Annotated in this window: 15 protein-coding genes and 1 pseudogene; 8 read left to right on the forward strand and 8 right to left on the reverse strand. The window is 68.8% G+C overall.

The window, feature by feature from the left end; genetic code table 11:
* On the reverse strand, positions 1-258 hold the full coding sequence (locus ACQPWU_RS49930) for a DUF1876 domain-containing protein (RefSeq protein ID WP_360703735.1): 258 nt from the start codon (positions 256-258) through the stop codon (positions 1-3).
* A gap of 117 nt (positions 259-375) precedes the next feature.
* Between ACQPWU_RS49930 and ACQPWU_RS49935 the strand changes: the two genes are divergently transcribed.
* The 5 genes from ACQPWU_RS49935 (at position 376) to ACQPWU_RS49955 (ending at position 4,605) form a co-directional block, all read left to right on the forward strand.
* Complete coding sequence (locus tag ACQPWU_RS49935; protein WP_433433496.1) at positions 376-1,239, forward strand: DUF4429 domain-containing protein; 864 nt, start codon at positions 376-378, stop codon at positions 1,237-1,239.
* A gap of 110 nt (positions 1,240-1,349) precedes the next feature.
* Complete coding sequence (locus ACQPWU_RS49940) at positions 1,350-2,066, forward strand: ABC transporter ATP-binding protein (protein WP_433433498.1); 717 nt, start codon at positions 1,350-1,352, stop codon at positions 2,064-2,066.
* Complete coding sequence (locus tag ACQPWU_RS49945) at positions 2,063-2,785, forward strand: ABC transporter permease (RefSeq protein WP_433433500.1); 723 nt, start codon at positions 2,063-2,065, stop codon at positions 2,783-2,785. The genes ACQPWU_RS49940 and ACQPWU_RS49945 overlap by 4 nt, the downstream gene beginning before the upstream one ends.
* A complete protein-coding gene (locus ACQPWU_RS49950) occupies positions 2,782-3,972 on the forward strand; it encodes a histidine kinase (protein WP_433433502.1) in 1,191 nt (396 codons plus the stop codon). The genes ACQPWU_RS49945 and ACQPWU_RS49950 overlap by 4 nt, the downstream gene beginning before the upstream one ends.
* Positions 3,973-3,975: 3 nt before the next feature.
* Complete coding sequence (locus tag ACQPWU_RS49955; protein ID WP_433433504.1) at positions 3,976-4,605, forward strand: response regulator; 630 nt, start codon at positions 3,976-3,978, stop codon at positions 4,603-4,605.
* 38 nt (positions 4,606-4,643) lie between these two features.
* Here the strand turns inward: ACQPWU_RS49955 and ACQPWU_RS49960 are convergent, their stop codons facing one another.
* From ACQPWU_RS49960 to ACQPWU_RS49975, 4 genes and pseudogenes are all read right to left on the reverse strand, one after another.
* A complete protein-coding gene (locus ACQPWU_RS49960) occupies positions 4,644-5,030 on the reverse strand; it encodes a type II toxin-antitoxin system VapC family toxin (protein ID WP_433433506.1) in 387 nt (128 codons plus the stop codon).
* Positions 5,027-5,263, reverse strand: a complete 237-nt coding sequence (locus ACQPWU_RS49965; protein ID WP_138715007.1) for a FitA-like ribbon-helix-helix domain-containing protein — start codon at positions 5,261-5,263, stop codon at positions 5,027-5,029. Before ACQPWU_RS49965 ends, ACQPWU_RS49960 begins: the two co-directional genes overlap by 4 nt.
* Before the next feature lie 146 nt (positions 5,264-5,409).
* A pseudogene (locus tag ACQPWU_RS49970) lies at positions 5,410-5,805 on the reverse strand (NUDIX hydrolase); the annotation flags it as partial.
* Between the two features lie 567 nt (positions 5,806-6,372).
* Positions 6,373-7,137, reverse strand: coding sequence for a class I SAM-dependent methyltransferase (locus ACQPWU_RS49975; RefSeq protein WP_433433507.1), 765 nt, complete (start codon positions 7,135-7,137; stop codon positions 6,373-6,375).
* Positions 7,138-7,256: 119 nt separating this feature from the next.
* Here ACQPWU_RS49975 and ACQPWU_RS49980 point away from each other — a divergent pair, with 119 nt between their 5' ends.
* Complete coding sequence (locus ACQPWU_RS49980) at positions 7,257-7,394, forward strand: hypothetical protein (RefSeq protein ID WP_433445594.1); 138 nt, start codon at positions 7,257-7,259, stop codon at positions 7,392-7,394.
* Between the two features lie 335 nt (positions 7,395-7,729).
* Here the strand turns inward: ACQPWU_RS49980 and ACQPWU_RS49985 are convergent, their stop codons facing one another.
* Together ACQPWU_RS49985 and ACQPWU_RS49990 are read right to left on the reverse strand one after the other, a co-directional pair.
* Entirely contained in the window at positions 7,730-8,998 is a 1,269-nt protein-coding gene (locus tag ACQPWU_RS49985) for an MFS transporter (protein ID WP_433433509.1), read from the reverse strand.
* A gap of 361 nt (positions 8,999-9,359) precedes the next feature.
* A complete protein-coding gene (locus ACQPWU_RS49990; RefSeq protein WP_433445501.1) occupies positions 9,360-9,707 on the reverse strand; it encodes a DUF418 domain-containing protein in 348 nt (115 codons plus the stop codon).
* Between the two features lie 239 nt (positions 9,708-9,946).
* Here ACQPWU_RS49990 and ACQPWU_RS49995 point away from each other — a divergent pair, with 239 nt between their 5' ends.
* The gene (locus tag ACQPWU_RS49995) at positions 9,947-10,708 is read left to right on the forward strand and encodes a TetR/AcrR family transcriptional regulator (protein WP_433433511.1); all 762 of its coding nucleotides are present in this window, start codon (positions 9,947-9,949) and stop codon (positions 10,706-10,708) included.
* A gap of 156 nt (positions 10,709-10,864) precedes the next feature.
* On the opposite strand, the gene ACQPWU_RS50000 is transcribed toward ACQPWU_RS49995, so the two are convergent.
* Positions 10,865-11,641, reverse strand: coding sequence for a DUF2306 domain-containing protein (locus tag ACQPWU_RS50000; RefSeq protein ID WP_433445503.1), 777 nt, complete (start codon positions 11,639-11,641; stop codon positions 10,865-10,867).
* 153 nt (positions 11,642-11,794) lie between these two features.
* On the opposite strand from ACQPWU_RS50000, the gene ACQPWU_RS50005 reads away from it, so the two are divergent.
* Entirely contained in the window at positions 11,795-14,506 is a 2,712-nt protein-coding gene (locus ACQPWU_RS50005; protein WP_433445505.1) for an AAA family ATPase, read from the forward strand.
* Positions 14,507-14,594: the final 88 nt, after the last annotated feature.

Consider the following 14,594-nt stretch of genomic DNA (forward strand, 5'->3'; position numbering starts at 1 on the left):
CTATGCCGTACCGGCCAGCTGGGCCACGTCCTCGGCACCGTCCTCGATCAACTTCGAGGCCAGCTCCGACAGCGCCCGCCCGACGGCCAGCTCGTCCCCGATCCCGGGTACCGGCCGGTCGCTGGGATTGCGCCGGGCGTGGGCCACGCTCTCGTGCCGCTTGCCGTCAGCCGTGAACAACACTGCCGTGGCCGTGGTCACGGCGTCGTTGTCGTCTTCACTGATCCAGATCTGTACATTCCACTGCTTGTAATCCATGGAGGACCACCTCCCTACCTTCGAGGATCTCTCCTGCGAGCCCAAAGGTAAAGGTCAGGCCCCTGGAGCGGCCCTCCTCCGGCACGGGACCCGTGGCTGATCAGGGACACTGAGAATATGGCCGAGATCGCCGTCGCAGACGGCTCGTGGACGTTCAACGGCGAGTTCCTGCGCATCGTCCCCGGCAGCGACAAGGACGTGCACGAGCTGCGCAGGACGCTGGGCGAGCTGATAGTCCCGCTCGAGGCGGTCGCGAGCGTGACGTTCGAGCCGTCACGCAAGGGTGGTCACGTGCGGCTGCGGCTGCGCAAGGGGGCCGACCCGCTGTCGGACGCGGTGGCGGGGCTGCTCGGGCCGCCTGCCGACCCGTACCGGCTGGCCGTCCCGAAGAGCCGCGCGGGCGCGGCCGAATACTTCGCCGACGAGGTCCGCGACACCCTGCTCGTCTACCAGACGCCCACCGCCGCCTGCGAGGACTACCTCCTGCCCGGGCCCTCCGTGCCCATATCGGCCACGGCGGGAGACGGCACGGCGCTCTTCGACGGGGAGCGGGTGCGCCTGGAGTGGACCGGGTTCGCGAGCTCGGAGAAGGAGAAGGCGGGGCCGCAGGAGTTCCCGCTGTCGGACGTGGCCGGGGTGGAGTGGAAGCCGCAGTCGGGCATGGGATACGGCACGCTCCGCTTCCGTCTCAAGGCCGACGGGCCCGCGCTGTCGCCGCAGAAGGACCTCCGCTGCGTGTCGTGGGGCATCCAGCGGTACGGCGGCGCCACGGCCCTGGTCGCCGCCGCGGTGGTGGCCCGCCTGCCGCGGGCGTCCGAGCTGCCGCCGCCCCCGCCGCCGCCGCCCGTCTCCGACGACGTGCACGACGCGGTGCTGCGCCGCCTGGCGGAGCTCGGGGAGCTGCACCGGTCGGGCGTGCTGACCGACGAGGAGTTCGCGGCGGCCAAGCAGGCCATGATCCGCCGCCTCCAGGAGTCGTGACCGCCCGCGCCAGGGGCGTACCCGCGTGCCGGTGGAGGGCCACTACGGTTGATCCCCCATCAACCGTTCGGAGGATGTTGAAAGCCTCGGCCGCCGACGACTCTCAATACATGACAGTCATCGAAATCGACGGCATGACCAAGAGCTACCGAGGCGACAAGGTCCTGGACGGCGTCTCCCTCGAGGTGGAGCGGGGCGAGATCTTCGGCATCGCCGGCCCCAACGGCGCGGGCAAGACCACCACCGTGGAGTGCGCGTCGGGCCTGCGGGACCGCGACGGCGGCGTCCTGCGCGTGCTGGGCCTGGACCCGCGGACCGACCGGCGCCGGCTGCTCCCGCGCATCGGCGTCCAGCTGCAGGAGGCGGCCCTGCCGGACGCGATCAAGGTCGGCGAGGCGCTGAAGCTGTACGCCTCCTTCTACGACGAGCCCGCCGACTGGCGGGCGCTGATGGAGGAGTGGGGGCTGGCGGACCGGCGGCGCTCCAGCTTCTCGAGCCTGTCGGGCGGCTGGAAGCAGCGCCTGTTCATCGCGCTGGCCCTGGTCGGAGACCCCGAGGTCGTCTTCCTCGACGAGCTCACCACCGGCCTCGACCCCTCCGCCCGCCGCACCACGTGGGGCCTGATCCGCGACATCCGCGACCGCGGGGTGACCGTCGTGCTGGTCACCCACTTCATGGACGAGGCCCAGACGCTGTGCGACCGTATGGCGATCATCGATCACGGCCGCGTCATCACTCAGGGCACCCCGGGCGAGCTGATCGCCCAGGCCCGCACCGATTCGCTGGAGAACGCGTACTTCGCGCTGACTGGAGGGCAGGCGGCATGAGAGGCATCACACAGGTCATCGGGGTCGAGCTCAAGCTCATCATGCGGGATCCGATGTCGGCGTTCTTCGCGCTGGCCTTCCCGGCGATCATGCTCTGGGTCAAGTTACGCAGCGGCAAGCCCCTGCCCGGCGGGCTGCCGGCGGTGGACGCCACGGTGCCCATGCTGAGCGTCTTCGTCATCGGCCTGGCCGCGCTGGTCGTCCTGCCGGCCACCCTGGCGCAATACCGCGAACGCCGGGTGCTCAAGCGGATGCGCGCCACTCCCGCCTCGCCCGGCATGTTGTTCGGCGCCCAGTTGGCCGCTCACATGCTGCTGGCCGTGCTCGGCACTGCGTTGCTGATCGTCATCGGCATCGTCGCCTACGATCTGACGGCTCCCGCCGACGTGAGCGCGGTGGTCGTGGCCTGGATCCTGGCCGCGCTGAGCCTCAGCGGCATCGGACTGCTGCTCGGGGCCGTCGTCCCCTCCGGCCGCACCGCGACCGTGATCGGGCTGAGCCTGTTCTTCCCGATGGTGTTCACCTCCGGCGCCGTGATCCCCCGCGAGACCATGGGCGGCGGGATGCGAGCCATCGGCGACCTGACCCCCATGGCCCCCGCCGTTCAGGCGATCCGCGACGGCTGGGAGGGTCACGCGTTGTCGCCCATGTCGCTGATCATCATGATCGCGATCTGCCTCGTCGCCGGCGGCGTCGCCGTGAAGGCGTTCCGTTGGTGAGCAACGGACCCGGTCCCAGTCGCTGGGACCGGGTCTGGCCCGTGCTTCCGTACCTGTTCATCCTGCTCCCGGCCGGCGCCTCGCTGCTGCAGCACTGGCGGCTCGACACGCTCGTGCTGACCCTGTTCGCCGTGGGCTGGCACTGGGGCATGGTCGCCACCGGGTTGGTCAGGAAGCCGGTGGTGGCGGTCTTCTACTTAGTGGTCCTGCTTGCCGCCATCGGGGCGCTGGTCAGCATCGACTCGCTGTTCACGGTGGCCGGGCCGGCGGCCTTCATCCAGTCCTTCGCGGTGCTGCCCCGGTGGTGGGCCTACGCCGGGGTGATGGCGACCGCCGGCGTGCTGGTCTCCATGCGGTCCGAGCCCGTGCGGTCTCCCGGGCAGCTGCTCTACTCGTTCCTGGTGGCCGTGCTGGTCGCCTCCGCCATCGGCTTCGTCGTACAGACCATCTCCAACCAGAACGAGAGCCGCAGAGTGATGATCGCGCAGCTCCAGGAGACCGGCGCCAAGCTGGCCGCGCTCGCGGAGGAGAACGCGAATCTGCAGGCCCAGCTGCTGACCCAGTCCCGCGCGGCCGGGGTGCTGGATGAGCGGCAGCGCATGGCCCGGGAGATCCACGACACGATCGCCCAGGGGCTGACAGCCATCGTGACCCAGATCGAGGCCGCGGAAGAGGAACTCGACGACGTGGCCGCCGCTCGGGCCCGCCTCGACACGGTACGCACTCTGGCCAGGGACAGCCTGAAGGAGGCCCGTCGTTCGGTGCGGGCCCTGCGCCCGGCGCCGCTGGCCGGGTCGCAGCTGCCCGCCGCCGTCCAGGACGTCGCCGACAAGTGGACGCGGGCCACCGGCGTACCGGCCCCGCTGTCGGTCACCGGCGACGCCCGGCCGCTGCACCCGGAGGTGGAGGCCACCCTGCTGCGGGTGGCGCAGGAGGCGCTGGCCAATGTCGCCAAGCACGCCTCGGCCGGACGGGTTGCCCTCACCCTGTCGTACATGGAAGATGTCGTGGTGCTGGACGTACGTGACGACGGGGCCGGTTTCACCCCGTCCGGGGAGGCGAGCGGCTTCGGCCTGATCTCGATGCGCCAGCGTGTGACCAGGCTGGCCGGCGACTTCCAGATCGAGTCGGTCCCCGGCGAGGGCACCGGCATCTCCGCCACCGTCCCCGCCATCCCGGCGGAGTGAGCCATGCCGATTCGACTGATCATCGTGGACGATCATCCAGTCGTACGCGACGGGCTGCGCGGGATCTTCACCGACGACGCGTTCGAGGTGGTCGGAGAGGCGGGCGACGGCCTCGAGGCACTCGCCGTGGTCGACCGCACCAGCCCCGACGTCGTGCTCACCGACCTGCGCATGCCCAGGATGAACGGCGCCGAGCTCATCCGCCGCCTCCGCGAGCAGTCCCCCGGCGTCCGCGTGCTGGTCCTGACCACGTACGACAACGACGTCGACGTGCTGCCCGCCATCGAGGAGGGCGCGACCGGCTATCTGCTCAAGGACACCCCGCGCGCCGAGCTGCGCCGCGCCGTCCAGGCCGCGGCCCGCGGCGAGACCGTGCTGTCCCCCTCCGTGGCGGGCGTGCTGACCCAGAAGATACGCGCGCCGCAGCAGCAGTCGCTCAGCCCCCGCGAGCTCGAGGTGCTCTCGCTCATTTCCCGGGGCGCCACGAATCGCGAGGTCGCCAAGAAGCTGTTCATCACCGAGGCCACCGTGAAGACGCACCTGCTGCACATCTTCGCCAAGCTCGAGGTGAACGATCGTGCCGCCGCCGTCGCCGCCGCCTACGAGACCGGCCTGCTGCGCCCGAGCTCTTGAATTGTAAGGCGATAGTCCGGCATCGATCGATCGAGAGATCAGCAGAGATCGACGTTGATGTACTTGCGGGCCACCTTGTAGATCTTCTCATCCGTGGTGACCAGGGTGCAGTCCAGCGCTTCGGCCAGAGCGACGTAGGTGGCGTCGTAACCGTTGAAGTTGGCTCGCAGGTCCCAGGCGCGGTCGGCGGTCACGTCGTCAGCGTGGCGGGTGAAGGGCAGGCCCGCCTTGACGATCCGGGCTCCCTCGGCGCGGGCCTCGCTGATCTTCCCGCCGAGGAGCAGGCCGCGCATGGCGTTGCGGAACTCGTAGTCGAGCAGGTATGGGATGTGGAGCCGGTTCTCGGCGACGCGTGCGAGCAGCTCGTCCGCGGGAGCGTCACCGGCCAGGGCCTCGACGAGCGCCGAACTGTCGATGACGATCACGACTCGCGGATCTTCCGTATCTCGGTTACGACGTCGTCGTGACTCGCCCCGCCGCCGAGCGACCGGAGCGCCTCCAGCCGTTCTCTGATCGTGTCCGGGGCCGGGGTGGCGGCGACCTCGGTAAGGATGTCGGCCACATACGCGGACAGTGACATGCGCTTACGCGCGGCCCGCGCTTTCAGCTCGGCGACCACTTCCGCATCCAGCCCTCTGACCTGCAAGGTGGCATCCATGGTGCAAGCATAATGCTTTTTACACATGTGACATATGCACACCGCCTATGGCTCGATGGAGGAGGAACAGGTCGGCGTCCTGTGCGCCCGTGCGATCGGGGACATCCCCTTCCGATCGGGTTGCCCAGAAAGTGCCCGGGGATCGCTCAGCGGTCCCAGGCCAGCAGGACCGGATCCGTCGGAACGTCCCCGGCGAGCAGGCGTTCCAGCAGACGCGGAAGGTCGGCGGGGAGGACCAGTTCAGTGGTGGCGCGCAGCTCGTCCAGGGTCCACCAGTGGAAGCAGTCGAGCCGGGACCGTTCGAACTCCTCCATGCCCGAGATGTCGACCTTCAGGGTGGGCACGCGGTGGAAGAAGAAGTGGTGCTCCGACCTGATCAGGAGCCCGTCGCCACGGGACCAGACCCCGGTGTTGAGCGCGACCACCGGGCCGAGATCGCCGGGCTCCAGGTGATAACCGATCTCTTCGCGCAGTTCCCTGGCCGCAGCGGTCTCCGGTGTCTCGCCCGGCTCAAGTCGACCGCCGGGCGTGAACCAGGCAAGGTGGCAGTGGGGCGCATGATCGGCTCGGGCACAACGGTGAGCCTACGTCCGGGAAACGACCTCAAAGCGCGCCGCTACTCGGGCTGCTGTCCGTCCTGGTTCTCGGATGGGTCAGGGCGAGAACGCCCGGGGCCCTATGTACGCCGGAGGGGCCCAACGAAGAAAACCCCAGCTCAGAAATACCGAACTGGGGTTTTTACTGTGCGCCGCCAGGGACTCGAACCCCGGACCCGCGTAGACGCTGTCGGCCCAGATCAGCGAGATCCTCTCGTACCAGTCGCGCAGGCGTTCCAGTGCGGGCTTGGCGCCGTCGCAACCCTGGACGCTCGCCCGACCTGGAGCAACGGAAACAGCCCACAGACGCTCAGAACCGGCTGGGGGCCAGCCATCGTCATCCTGCTCAAGCTCGAACACCACACGCACGTGTGTAGTCGGAGCGCTTTCTATCACCGCAACAGGATGCTCTATGGACACAAACCACCCCACTGGCTGTTCCGTCTCAATTGAAGCTGGCGGGATCCCCCGCTGAAACGCTGAGTCACCACAGCCGATCGTGGCGAGGCGCCGTTAGCCGGCTTCTAGAACGAAGAACAGGAAGCTCAGGAACCTCGTGCCGGTGATCTGGCGGAACTCCTCGGGGAACAGTTCGCGGGCTTCCGGCACAAACGGCGGTTCGCTGATGACGCTGATGCGAAAGCCAGCCGCGGTGAAGGCCTCGGTCATCGCGTGCAGCGGCCGGTCCCAGAAGCTCATCTGGGCGGTCTGCCCACCCATGGTCCATTCATCGATCCGGATACGGGTCTCGAAGTACTTGGGCTTTTTCCCGGCCATGTGCTGCCAGAGGGTGATGGAGAAAGGATGCTCGACCGAGACGAGGAGCCGGCCGCCAGGCCTCAGCACGCGTCGAAGCTCGGCCAGTGTCGGTGCCCAGTCTTCCAGGTAGTGCAGCACCAGCGACGCCATGACGTCGTCGAAGGTGTCGTCGGGGAAGGGCAGCGGGTCGGCCAGGTCGGCGACCCGCAGATCCGCGTCGGCGCCCAGCCTCCGTCGGGCCATCTCCAGCATCCCGGCGCTCGCGTCGATGCCGGTCATGATGGCGCCTCGATCGCGCAGCTCGGCGAACAGGGGGCCTGAGCCGCAGCCGGCGTCAAGGATACGCCGGCCGGTCACGTTCCCGGCGAGCTCCAGCATCGCGGGACGCTCGTAGTACGCGTTCAGGAGGCTGGTCTCGTTCTCGGCCGTGTACCCCTCGGCGATCATGTCGTAGGCGTTGGATTCGGACGAATGTGCGATCTTGACATGGTTCTCGGGCATAGTCGCCATACGGGCCATCTTGGCCCACCCGTCACGGGTTGCGCAGGCATACGGCCCCTACAGCGATCTTGCGTCAAGTCTTCCTCGCTGATCGATCACATCGTCCGTGATGGTGCTCGCAGGATGCTGACACTGCGTTGCAGGCCGAGCTGGATGCCTACATCGCCGCCTTCGCCGATGAGCGCGACGAGAACGGCCGCCGTCTGGTGATGCGGCGGCCCTCTTCCCTGAGCAAGGTCCCGAGCCCGCCAGCACCGCGTGAGACCCTGCTTTGACCGCACGAGGCGATCATGGCCCGCGATGCTATCGCTATGCGCTCCGGTACGCCGAGGACACGCGACGGCGTTGGCAGGATGCCGACGCACGGCCGATCGTGGAGATGACTCGCCCCCGCGAACACTACCTGGCTGGCTGCCGGCGGTTCTGGAACGCATCCGGCTCATTCCCGCCACCGCCACCAGCCCGCCGCAGGTCCTGATCTCCGACCGGCTCCAACACAGCTTGCTGCAACTGCTGAACGTCGATCCCACCCGGCCACGCCGACTCGCTTTGTGATCCACCAGACCAGCCAGCGCAGCATCCACCTAAATGCGAAGAACGCGGCTAGGCACTAGGTGATGCTGATCAACCGTAGGATCGCGGTGCGCTGCCGCACGGTCCACCACATGACCCCGAACACGCCGAGCACCGCTGCCAGGAAGAGCCACGCCGTGGTGAGACCCGCTGTTTCCGCCAGCCAACCCGCCATCAGCGAGAAGCCCGCCTTGGCCGAGCCCGCGACGGCGTTGCGCACAACGGTGAAGCGGCCCACCTGATCCTCGGCGGGCGCTTGGTTGGTCAGGACCTGCATCGCCATCACATGGCCGGTCATCACCATGCTGAGAACCAACATGATCAACACAACGGCCGGTGGCCATAGTGTCGCGGCGATGCACGCGGCCAGCACACCTCCCCCAACCAGGGCGCCGTTCAGGTAGGTGGCCGACGACAGGCGGCCGCTCGACAGTGCGGCACCGGCGAGGAAACCACCACATGTCCCGGCCACCGTGAGGACGGAGTAAAGCGTGCTCGAACCGGGAGCCACCGCCTGCGCCAAGGGCACGGTAAGGGTCGAGATGAACGGCAAGGAACCGCTGCTGGGCACTGAATACAGCAGGATCAGTCTCAGCCGGCCTCTGACATCGGAGGGCTCCTGCGGCACGGGCGTCCTGACGGTCTCCGTGGCAGAAGGCCGGCTCTCAGGTGCCGCTGGATCCACGGCGGCCGAATCCACCTCCCAGGTTGTCACCTGCCGGGCACCGACACGCCACGCAGCCACGAGACTCAGCAGGTACAGCAGCGCCGCGACACCAAAGCACCAGCCAGCCACACCGGCGTCCATGACCAGACCAGCGGCGCCCCCACCCATCAGGCCACCGATGAGCGCCACCGAAGTCGTCTGCTCGCGGAGCCGGATGCCGCGCGGAGAGGGGAACTGCTGACGGATCACCCGGCCCACATAGGCCTTGTTCAGGGCCTTCACCAAGCTCAGAGCACATTGAGCGACGGCAAAGGCCACCAAGATGAGGTCAGGCGACGAACTGGCCACCCACACGAGGGCCAGCGCTGACGATCCCACGACCAGAGCCCCATTGGTGAGGGACAGCAAGCGCGATGCGTGTCCGGCATCAACCCGCTTTCGCAGCACCAGCCCCAGGACGATGCCGGGCACGTACGCCGCGGCGTTGACCATGCCGGTAACTGTCGCGTTGTGCGTGAGTTCGTAGGACGCCCACAAGATGGCAACTGCTTGCAAGGTCTCGGCGACGCTACTCAGGAAGAAGAAGGTGAGGAGCCACGTCCCACGCGGGGGGATCCCCTTGGATCTTTTCTGGAACACCGCTCAGCTTTCACGGTGCGAGCGACGTTCAGCCAGCCCCATTCCGAGGGTGGGAGCCCTGTCGGATTCCTCACTTACCGAAGCCTCATCGAGCAGCAGGAGTTCGAATTCACACGTGCTTTCAAGTTCGATTCCGGACAGGAGCACGTAGTCGATGGCACAAATATTCATTCAGTCCTCACTTGCGAGCTTGCGTGACACGCGTCCCAGAAGCGGCTGAACCGTATATTAGGACGTTTGATATTCGAGTTTCCTGCGGCTCTCTGACGCGCTCACAGTGGCCCGGTGATGGTCTCGGCTCCGCCCCGTGCCAGCGGGTTCGCCGTCCCAGGAGCAGAGGGTGAAGAAGCCGCCTCGGTGACTACGCCCGAGGCCCGTAGGTCAGGCGGCGCAGGACGATCTCGGCGGGACCGGCGTGCTGGCGCTTGTCGAGAAGGCGGGCGATCAGGACGGTCGCGAGCCAGACGGCCACCGCGATGATCAGCCCGGTCGCCGTGGGGCTGCCGAAACGATCGCCGAGGTCGAGCGTGAACGGCGCCAAGAGGACGAGCCAGGCCACGGACTGGAGCAGGTATCCCGACAGGGAACGCCGGCCCAGGGCCGAGAGCGCGCCGGCGACAGGGCCGGGCCGGGTGATCCGCATGACGATCAAGCCGAAGACGGCCACGCACCCTGGGCAGGCGAACATGCCGCTGCCGCCATGGAGCAGACGACTCCGGCGACGTTGACCAGCGCGATGATCAGCAACATCGCTCCCCGGGCCAGGTCGGTGCGAGGGCGCGTTCGGCGCGCCGCACCGGCCCCATCGATGTCCGTGGTGCGGTGGGAATGCTCATGTTCGCGCCTCTCCCCGAGACTCAGACTTAGTTTTTGATAGAAAGTATCATAGATATACTAATCAGGACCCTGGCATGATGGGACTGATTTCCTGGAGCGAACGAGGGAGCCATGACGAGCGAGGACTTCGTTCCGGCCCCGCTGCGCCGGCTGTGGAGGATGACAGAGTCCTCGCGTCTCGGGCGGCCCGCGGCCCTCGACATCGACCTGGTCGTCGCCGCGGCGGTGGAGATCGCCGACCGCGACGGGCTCGGCGGCGTGACACTACCCAAGGTCGCCAAGAGCCTCGGCTTCACAGGGATGTCGCTCTACAGGCACGTCGGATCCAAGGACGAACTGCTCACGCTCATGACCGACTACGCCCTGGGCATGCCGCCGGACACCGACACCGATTCCGGCGACTGGCGCGAGGGATTGCGCAGGTGGGCCTTCGCGCAGCGCGCGGTGCTCCAGCGCCGACTGTGGCTGACGCGCGTGCCCATCTCCGGACCGCCCTCCGGACCGAACCAGATCGCGTGGATGGAGGTCGCGCTGGCGATCATGTCCCGCACCCGCCTCGACTGGGCGCACAAGGTCGGCGTCCTGTCGCTGATCGGCGGCTACGTGGTCCAGGCCGTGCGGCAGCACAGCGAACTCGCCGAGAGCAGGGCCGAAGACCGACGAGAGGCCGACGCCGAGCGCGACCGCACCCGCGCGCTGGTGCGGCTCGTCGACCCCGAGCGCTTCCCCGAGACGGCCCAGCTGTTCTCCTCGGCACTGTTCCAAGCGCCGCCGCCGTCGGACACTCCCTGCGAGACGGTCGCCGACGCGGACTTCTCCCTTGGACTGGAGCTGATCCTCGATGGCATCGCCGTCCGGATGGAGCGCTCCTGAGCCGCCATCCGGCGGGCCGTCGCGGCGGCTTCTGCTTGTACGCGGGCGTCCACGGCGTCGGCCGCCCCGACATCCCATTGTGAGTACGGCGCTCAGGGGCAGGACCCGGGCTGGACATGGGAGAGATTGTGTGATGTTCGAAATGACAGAGCGTGGTCATCGTCCTGAGCCGGACGCGACGCTTCCCCGCGGGCGCCTGCGGGACTTGGGCTTGCCGGTATGGTTCGTGTACTCCAGCCACCATTCCGCGATCACCAGGTTGACGACCCAGCTGAGCCATACACCGGCGGCTCCGATCGCTTGGATCATCGCCTGTTGGTCGCCGCCGTAGGCGGTGTCGAGCCGCGGAAGCTGGATGAGGAGCAAGACCCCGGCCCACAGACGGCTCACGACGATGGACGTGGTCAGCGCGAAGCTGCGGATCATCCACCTGCGGTGCTCGGGGAAGCGCCGCTGCCGCGCCATCCGCCATCCGGCGATACTGGTGACCAGCCACACCACGCCCAGCATGGTGTTCCCGGCGTTCCCCCCGAACCCCGTGTGGCCGAACGGAGCGACCCCGAGCACGGCGATGCCGGCCGGGAAGACTCCAAGGAAGAAGTACGCTCGCCCCATCCAACGGTGCACCCGGGGAAACGAGCGACGGAACCACGGCCACACCTGGAAGCACCCCGTCAGCAGGGCGACCGTGCCGAACATGATGTGCGCCACGAGCAGGGGATAGAAGAACGGCGGGGAATCGGACACCTCGACTCGCGATTGCGCCGGATCGAAAGTGAGATACGGCGGTAGGGAGTACACCACGAAAGCGAGCATCACGATGAACAGCGGAATGATCCAGCGGAACTGGCGCCGTCGCTGTGGTCGCGCCGCCGGCTGCGGGGGCGGCGCGGCCCCGTGCTCGTCGGGCACCGAGCCCGGTCCTCCCAGCATTGTGGCCACCCAAAGTCTCCTCATCGTCGTCGGGGCTGACGGGCGTTACCCGCCCATTGGCGCTAGCCTCGCGGGGAGTCGGGTCTTGGGCCAGAGTCGAACCGACTGCAGTCACCCGGGAGATCCCCGGCGCAGACCTGGGACTCACACGTGATGCATGGTCGGCGCGGGGAACAAGAAGCCATCGCCCGGCTCCTCACCGACGCGCGGAGCGGACGCAGCGGGGTGCTGGTCCTGCGCGGCGAAGCGGGGATCGGCAAGAGTTCGCTGCTACGCCATGCCGCCGAGACCGCAGCCGTCCCCGAGCCCATGCGGGTGCTCGCGTGCGCCGGGGTGGAATCCGAGGTCGAGCACGCGTTCAGCGGTCTGCTCGGGCTGCTGCGGCCGGTGCTCGATCATCTCGACGCGCTGCCTGGTGTCCAGGCCGATGCGTTGCGCGGCGCGCTCGGCATAACCGACTCGGCAGCCTCGGACTTCCTGGTCTCGGCGGCGGTGCTCACCTTGCTCGCGGCGGTGGCGGCGGACCGCCCGCTGCTGGTCACCGTCGACGACGTGCAGTGGCTGGACCGTGCCTCCGCCGCCGCCCTGCTGTTCGCCGCTCGCCGGCTGGCCGGCGAGCCCGTCGCGATGCTGCTCGCCGTGCGCGACCCTGAACCGCTGCTGGTCAATACGGCCGGGCTGAGCGAACTGGTGCTGCACGGACTACCCCCCGAGGACGCCGCGCAACTGCTCGACGCGTACGGCTGGACGCTGCCCGCCCGTCAACGAGATGCCCTCGTCGCGGCGACCGGTGGCAACCCGCTGGCGCTGATCGAGTTGGCCCGGCTCGACGAGCCCGAGCGAGCCCTGCCCGACCTCGCCATGACCGGAGCCCTGCCCGTGAGTGCCCGCGTCCGCTCGGCGTTCCTGCGCCAGGTCGAAGTCCTGTCCGCGGACGGCCGAGCGGCGCTGCTGGTGGCGGCCGCGGAGGAGAGCGGGAACGCCGGCACCGTCCTCGGAGCCGCCGCCCGGCTGGGTCTGCCGGCCGACGCTCTGGGCCCGGCCGAGCGGTCGGGGCTGGTGCAGCTCACCGGGGTCGAGCTCCGCTTCCGGCATCCGCTGATCCGTTCCGCCGTCTACGCCGACGCCTCATTCGACCGCCGCCGCACCGCGCACCTGGCCATCGCCGCATACCTGAGCGCCTCCGGAGAGGAGGACCAGGCGACCTGGCATCTCGCCGTGGCCACGACCGCACCGGATGAGAAGATCGCCGCCGCGCTGGAACAAGGCGCCGACGCCGCCCGACGACGCGGTGGCGCGGCCGCGGCGATCTCCGTCCTGCAGCAGGCCGCGCGGCTCAGCGAGTCGCCCGCCGACCGCTGCCGCAGGACGGTGACCGCCGCCTTCGTGGCGCTGGACGCAGGCCGGCCCGGCCTGGCACGGACGCTCGTCGACCAGGTCATGGCCGAGCCCGTGCCCCCCGCGATACTGGCCCAGCTCAACGGAACCATCGAGCTGTACAGCGGAGACCCCGCGATCGCCTACTCACACCTGATGCGGTGCGCCGAGCTCATGGCATCCGCCGAACCCGAGGAGGCAGCCTGGATCCTCACCCTTGCGGCGGGATCGGCGTTGCACGCCGGAGACATGGCGGCGACGGTGCTGGCGACCAGGCGCATCACCGACCTGGACTGCTCCCCGGCGACTCTTCGCGCCGCGGAAGGCCTCCTCAAGGGCTATGAGGGTGTCATCACCGGGGCCGAACTGTGGGAACTGCCGGGCGCCATGGCCCAGGCCGGGGGCGGGGGCGGTGAGCGGGAGTGGATGTGGGCGACCGTGATCGGCTGGATGGGTCCCGACGACCACCAGGCCCTCCGGCTCGCCGAAGCCACCGGCCGCCGGGTCCGCGCCGCGGGCTCTCCCGCGCTCCTGACCGAGGTGCTGTTCTACCACGCCGACATCGAGTTCCGGCTCGGACACTGGACCGAGGGAGCCGCGCATGCCGAGGAGGGCCTGCGGTTGAGCTACGAGACCGGCCAGCGGGGATGGACAGCCACCTTCCTCGCCCAGTCGGCCCGGTTCGCCGCCGTGCGCGGTGAGGCCGCGAAATGCCGCATGCTCGCCCGGCAGGCGCTGGAGATCGCGCTCCCGCTGCGCGAGCGGGTCGCCGCGGCGACCGCCACCGGCGCCCTGGGGCTGCTGGCGCTAGGCGAAGACGCGTCAAAGGAGGCATTCACGGAGTTGATGCGCCTGGTCGAGCGAGGTTCACCTCGATCCAATGACTTCGTCGCCTTCGCGATGCTCCCGGACCTCGTTGAGGCCGCCGTGCGCGCCGGCCATCCGGAACAGGCCCGGCGGGTCACCGCGGCCATGGAACCTCAGACCGGCGGCATCGGCGGGCCCGCCGCCCTGGCCCGCAAGCACCGTTACCTCGCGATCCTGGCAGACGACGCACACGCCGAATCGCACTACCGGAGCGCGCTGGCGGGCGGCATGCTCGACCAGCACCCCTTCGACCGGGCGCGGACCCAGCTTCTCTACGGGGAATGGCTGCGCCGCAACCACCGCAGGACCGAGGCCCAGCCGATACTGACGGCCTCAGCCGAGACGTTCGAGGCGTTAGGAGCGGCACCATGGGCACGGCGCGCGGTCGTCCAGGTCCGCGCGGCCGGCGGCGCCGTACCGCACCAGAGCCGGTCGGTCGCGGGCCTGCTCAGCCCGCAGGAACTGGAGGTGTCCAGGCTCGCGTCCAAAGGGCTGAGCAACCGCGAGATCGGCGCCCGGCTGCACCTCAGCCCGCGGACGGTGGGCTCGCATCTATATCGGGCGTTTCCCAAACTCGGGATTTCCGCACGCGCCGAACTCCGCGACCTCGACTTCGGCTGACCCTCCAGGACGCCCCCTACCGGGCTGCAGCGATCCGGCTTTGCGCCTTGCCGGAAACCACGTCCGTGCAGCTCAAGCGGCATGTGAG

The sequence above is a fragment of the Nonomuraea sp. CA-141351 genome (genome assembly GCF_050944675.1).
Classification (GTDB): domain Bacteria; phylum Actinomycetota; class Actinomycetes; order Streptosporangiales; family Streptosporangiaceae; genus Nonomuraea.